The sequence below is a fragment of the Pseudomonas sp. Au-Pse12 genome, from assembly GCF_021341665.1.
In the GTDB taxonomy this organism is placed as follows: Bacteria; Pseudomonadota; Gammaproteobacteria; order Pseudomonadales; family Pseudomonadaceae; genus Aquipseudomonas.
Window position 1 is genome coordinate 1 of the sequence record NZ_JAJTTH010000029.1, and the last position, 5,394, is coordinate 5,394.

The following is a 5,394-nucleotide window of genomic DNA, read 5'->3' on the forward strand; positions in this document are numbered from 1 at the left end:
GGTAGCCAGTCCGTTGCCTATGCAACGTGCCAGCGAATGGGTATGTAATAGATTTGTGTGCTTTGTGAGCGCTGCAAACTTTCGGTTCGTTTCGTCTTCACACACCGCAACTCGCTTCTTAAGCAAATTGCTTGGGTGTTATATGGTCAAGCCTCACGGGCAATTAGTATTGGTTAGCTCAACGCCTCACAGCGCTTACACACCCAACCTATCAACGTCGTAGTCTTCGACGGCCCTTTAGGGGATTCAAGATCCCAGTGAGATCTCATCTTGAGGCAAGTTTCCCGCTTAGATGCTTTCAGCGGTTATCTTTTCCGAACATAGCTACCCGGCAATGCCACTGGCGTGACAACCGGAACACCAGAGGTTCGTCCACTCCGGTCCTCTCGTACTAGGAGCAGCCCCTCTCAAATCTCAAACGTCCACGGCAGATAGGGACCGAACTGTCTCACGACGTTCTAAACCCAGCTCGCGTACCACTTTAAATGGCGAACAGCCATACCCTTGGGACCGGCTTCAGCCCCAGGATGTGATGAGCCGACATCGAGGTGCCAAACACCGCCGTCGATATGAACTCTTGGGCGGTATCAGCCTGTTATCCCCGGAGTACCTTTTATCCGTTGAGCGATGGCCCTTCCATACAGAACCACCGGATCACTAAGACCTACTTTCGTACCTGCTCGACGTGTCTGTCTCGCAGTCAAGCGCGCTTTTGCCTTTATACTCTACGACCGATTTCCGACCGGTCTGAGCGCACCTTCGTACTCCTCCGTTACTCTTTAGGAGGAGACCGCCCCAGTCAAACTACCCACCATACACTGTCCTCGATCCGGATAACGGACCTGAGTTAGAACCTCAAAGTTGCCAGGGTGGTATTTCAAGGATGGCTCCACGCAAACTGGCGTTCACGCTTCAAAGCCTCCCACCTATCCTACACAAGCAAATTCAAAGTCCAGTGCAAAGCTATAGTAAAGGTTCACGGGGTCTTTCCGTCTAGCCGCGGATACACTGCATCTTCACAGCGATTTCAATTTCACTGAGTCTCGGGTGGAGACAGCGCCGCCATCGTTACGCCATTCGTGCAGGTCGGAACTTACCCGACAAGGAATTTCGCTACCTTAGGACCGTTATAGTTACGGCCGCCGTTTACCGGGGCTTCGATCAAGAGCTTCGCGTTAGCTAACCCCATCAATTAACCTTCCGGCACCGGGCAGGCGTCACACCCTATACGTCCACTTTCGTGTTTGCAGAGTGCTGTGTTTTTAATAAACAGTCGCAGCGGCCTGGTATCTTCGACCGGCATGAGCTTACGGAGCAAGTCCTTCACCCTCACCGGCGCACCTTCTCCCGAAGTTACGGTGCCATTTTGCCTAGTTCCTTCACCCGAGTTCTCTCAAGCGCCTTGGTATTCTCTACCCAACCACCTGTGTCGGTTTGGGGTACGGTTCCTAGTTATCTGAAGCTTAGAAGCTTTTCTTGGAAGCATGGCATCAACCACTTCGTCACCTAAAAGGTAACTCGTCATCAGCTCTCGGCCTTAGAACCCCGGATTTACCTAAGATTCCAGCCTACCACCTTAAACTTGGACAACCAACGCCAAGCTGGCCTAGCCTTCTCCGTCCCTCCATCGCAATAACTAGAAGTACAGGAATATTAACCTGTTTTCCATCGACTACGCTTTTCAGCCTCGCCTTAGGGACCGACTAACCCTGCGTCGATTAACGTTGCGCAGGAAACCTTGGTCTTTCGGCGTGGGTGTTTTTCACACCCATTGTCGTTACTCATGTCAGCATTCGCACTTCTGATACCTCCAGCAAGCTTCTCAACTCACCTTCACAGGCTTACAGAACGCTCCTCTACCGCATCACTTACGTGATACCCGTAGCTTCGGTGTATGGTTTGAGCCCCGTTACATCTTCCGCGCAGGCCGACTCGACTAGTGAGCTATTACGCTTTCTTTAAAGGGTGGCTGCTTCTAAGCCAACCTCCTAGCTGTCTAAGCCTTCCCACATCGTTTCCCACTTAACCATAACTTTGGGACCTTAGCTGACGGTCTGGGTTGTTTCCCTTTTCACGACGGACGTTAGCACCCGCCGTGTGTCTCCCATGCTCGGCACTTGTAGGTATTCGGAGTTTGCATCGGTTTGGTAAGTCGGGATGACCCCCTAGCCGAAACAGTGCTCTACCCCCTACAGTGATACATGAGGCGCTACCTAAATAGCTTTCGAGGAGAACCAGCTATCTCCGAGCTTGATTAGCCTTTCACTCCGATCCACAGGTCATCCGCTAACTTTTCAACGGTAGTCGGTTCGGTCCTCCAGTCAGTGTTACCTAACCTTCAACCTGCCCATGGATAGATCGCCCGGTTTCGGGTCTATTCCCAGCGACTAGACGCCCTATTAAGACTCGCTTTCGCTACGCCTCCCCTATTCGGTTAAGCTCGCCACTGAAAATAAGTCGCTGACCCATTATACAAAAGGTACGCAGTCACAGAACAAAGTCTGCTCCCACTGCTTGTACGCATACGGTTTCAGGATCTATTTCACTCCCCTCTCCGGGGTTCTTTTCGCCTTTCCCTCACGGTACTAGTTCACTATCGGTCAGTCAGTAGTATTTAGCCTTGGAGGATGGTCCCCCCATATTCAGACAAGGTTTCTCGTGCCCCGTCCTACTCGATTTCATGACTAAGAGATTTTCGCGTACAGGGCTATCACCCACTATGGCCGCACTTTCCAGAGCGTTCCGCTAATCTCAAAGCCACTTAAGGGCTAGTCCCCGTTCGCTCGCCACTACTAAGGGAATCTCGGTTGATTTCTTTTCCTCAGGGTACTTAGATGTTTCAGTTCCCCTGGTTCGCCTCTTGCACCTATGTATTCAGTACAAGATAACCATCTTATGATGGCTGGGTTCCCCCATTCAGAGATCTCCGGATCAAAGTCTGTTTGCCGACTCCCCGAAGCTTTTCGCAGGCTACCACGTCTTTCATCGCCTCTGACTGCCAAGGCATCCACCGTATGCGCTTCTTCACTTGACCATATAACCCCAAGCAATCTGGTTATACTATGAAGACGACATTCGCCGAAAATTTGCATTCTTAATTAAAAGAGAACTCACAAATTTTACCTTAGCCTGATCCGTTACCAGTGAAAGTAACGTTCAGTCTATCTTTCTATCACATACCCAAATTTTTAAAGAACGATCTAATCAAAAGACTAGAAATCAACATTCAAAGTGAATGCTCATTTCTAAGCTTTCAGAAGCAGTTTATGGTGGAGCCAAGCGGGATCGAACCGCTGACCTCCTGCGTGCAAGGCAGGCGCTCTCCCAGCTGAGCTATGGCCCCATAACAAAATTGGTGGGTCTGGGCAGATTCGAACTGCCGACCTCACCCTTATCAGGGGTGCGCTCTAACCAACTGAGCTACAGACCCAATTTCGAGCTTGTAACTGTTAGCTTGGAGCTATCAGCTTGGAGCTTAAAGCTGCTTCTATCGTCTTCTTCAATGAATCAAGCAATTCGTGTGGGAGCTTATGAAGCAGCTGATGTCGTCGATTAAGGAGGTGATCCAGCCGCAGGTTCCCCTACGGCTACCTTGTTACGACTTCACCCCAGTCATGAATCACACCGTGGTAACCGTCCTCCCGAAGGTTAGACTAGCTACTTCTGGTGCAACCCACTCCCATGGTGTGACGGGCGGTGTGTACAAGGCCCGGGAACGTATTCACCGCGACATTCTGATTCGCGATTACTAGCGATTCCGACTTCACGCAGTCGAGTTGCAGACTGCGATCCGGACTACGATCGGTTTTATGGGATTAGCTCCACCTCGCGGCTTGGCAACCCTTTGTACCGACCATTGTAGCACGTGTGTAGCCCAGGCCGTAAGGGCCATGATGACTTGACGTCATCCCCACCTTCCTCCGGTTTGTCACCGGCAGTCTCCTTAGAGTGCCCACCATAACGTGCTGGTAACTAAGGACAAGGGTTGCGCTCGTTACGGGACTTAACCCAACATCTCACGACACGAGCTGACGACAGCCATGCAGCACCTGTCTCAATGTTCCCGAAGGCACCAATCCATCTCTGGAAAGTTCATTGGATGTCAAGGCCTGGTAAGGTTCTTCGCGTTGCTTCGAATTAAACCACATGCTCCACCGCTTGTGCGGGCCCCCGTCAATTCATTTGAGTTTTAACCTTGCGGCCGTACTCCCCAGGCGGTCAACTTAATGCGTTAGCTGCGCCACTAAGAGCTCAAGGCTCCCAACGGCTAGTTGACATCGTTTACGGCGTGGACTACCAGGGTATCTAATCCTGTTTGCTCCCCACGCTTTCGCACCTCAGTGTCAGTATCAGTCCAGGTGGTCGCCTTCGCCACTGGTGTTCCTTCCTATATCTACGCATTTCACCGCTACACAGGAAATTCCACCACCCTCTACCATACTCTAGCTTGCCAGTTTTGGATGCAGTTCCCAGGTTGAGCCCGGGGCTTTCACATCCAACTTAACAAACCACCTACGCGCGCTTTACGCCCAGTAATTCCGATTAACGCTTGCACCCTCTGTATTACCGCGGCTGCTGGCACAGAGTTAGCCGGTGCTTATTCTGTCGGTAACGTCAAAACAATCACGTATTAGGTAACTGCCCTTCCTCCCAACTTAAAGTGCTTTACAATCCGAAGACCTTCTTCACACACGCGGCATGGCTGGATCAGGCTTTCGCCCATTGTCCAATATTCCCCACTGCTGCCTCCCGTAGGAGTCTGGACCGTGTCTCAGTTCCAGTGTGACTGATCATCCTCTCAGACCAGTTACGGATCGTCGCCTTGGTGAGCCATTACCTCACCAACTAGCTAATCCGACCTAGGCTCATCTAATAGCGTGAGGTCCGAAGATCCCCCACTTTCTCCCGTAGGACGTATGCGGTATTAGCGCCCGTTTCCGGACGTTATCCCCCACTACTAGGCAGATTCCTAGGCATTACTCACCCGTCCGCCGCTCGCCACCAGGTACAAGTACCCGTGCTGCCGCTCGACTTGCATGTGTTAGGCCTGCCGCCAGCGTTCAATCTGAGCCATGATCAAACTCTTCAGTTCAAACATCTTTGGGTTTTGAGAAAACCCTAAACTTGGCTCAGCAATCGTTGGTTACATCTTTGATTTCTCGCGGAGCAACTTGTGATGCTGATAATCTTTTTGACTATCAGTCTGACTCCACAAGCACCCACACGAATTGCTTGATTCAGTTGTTAAAGAGCGGTTGGTTAAGAGCTTTCGTCTCAACCGAGGCGCGCATTCTACAGCAGCCTCATTTGCTGTCAAGTGATTATTTTCAGAAGCTTTCGAAGATTTCTTCAACAACTTCAACCACTTGCGCTTCCGATCTCTCGTTAGCGGGA

At 51.1% G+C, this 5,394-nt stretch carries 2 tRNA genes and 2 rRNA genes; all 4 read right to left on the reverse strand.

Features of this window, described 5'->3' with window-relative positions:
- Window positions 1-142: 142 nt before the first annotated feature.
- Window positions 143-3,034, reverse strand: a 23S ribosomal RNA gene (locus LXM55_RS32225).
- A 233-nt stretch (window positions 3,035-3,267) separates the two neighbouring features.
- Window positions 3,268-3,343, reverse strand: a tRNA-Ala gene (locus LXM55_RS32230).
- Window positions 3,344-3,353: 10 nt separating this feature from the next.
- Window positions 3,354-3,430: transfer RNA gene (locus LXM55_RS32235), tRNA-Ile, on the reverse strand.
- A gap of 123 nt (window positions 3,431-3,553) precedes the next feature.
- A 16S ribosomal RNA gene (locus LXM55_RS32240) occupies window positions 3,554-5,092 on the reverse strand.
- Together the 16S and 23S rRNA genes with 2 tRNA genes alongside form the textbook arrangement of a ribosomal RNA operon.
- Between the last annotated feature and the right edge of the window lie 302 nt (window positions 5,093-5,394).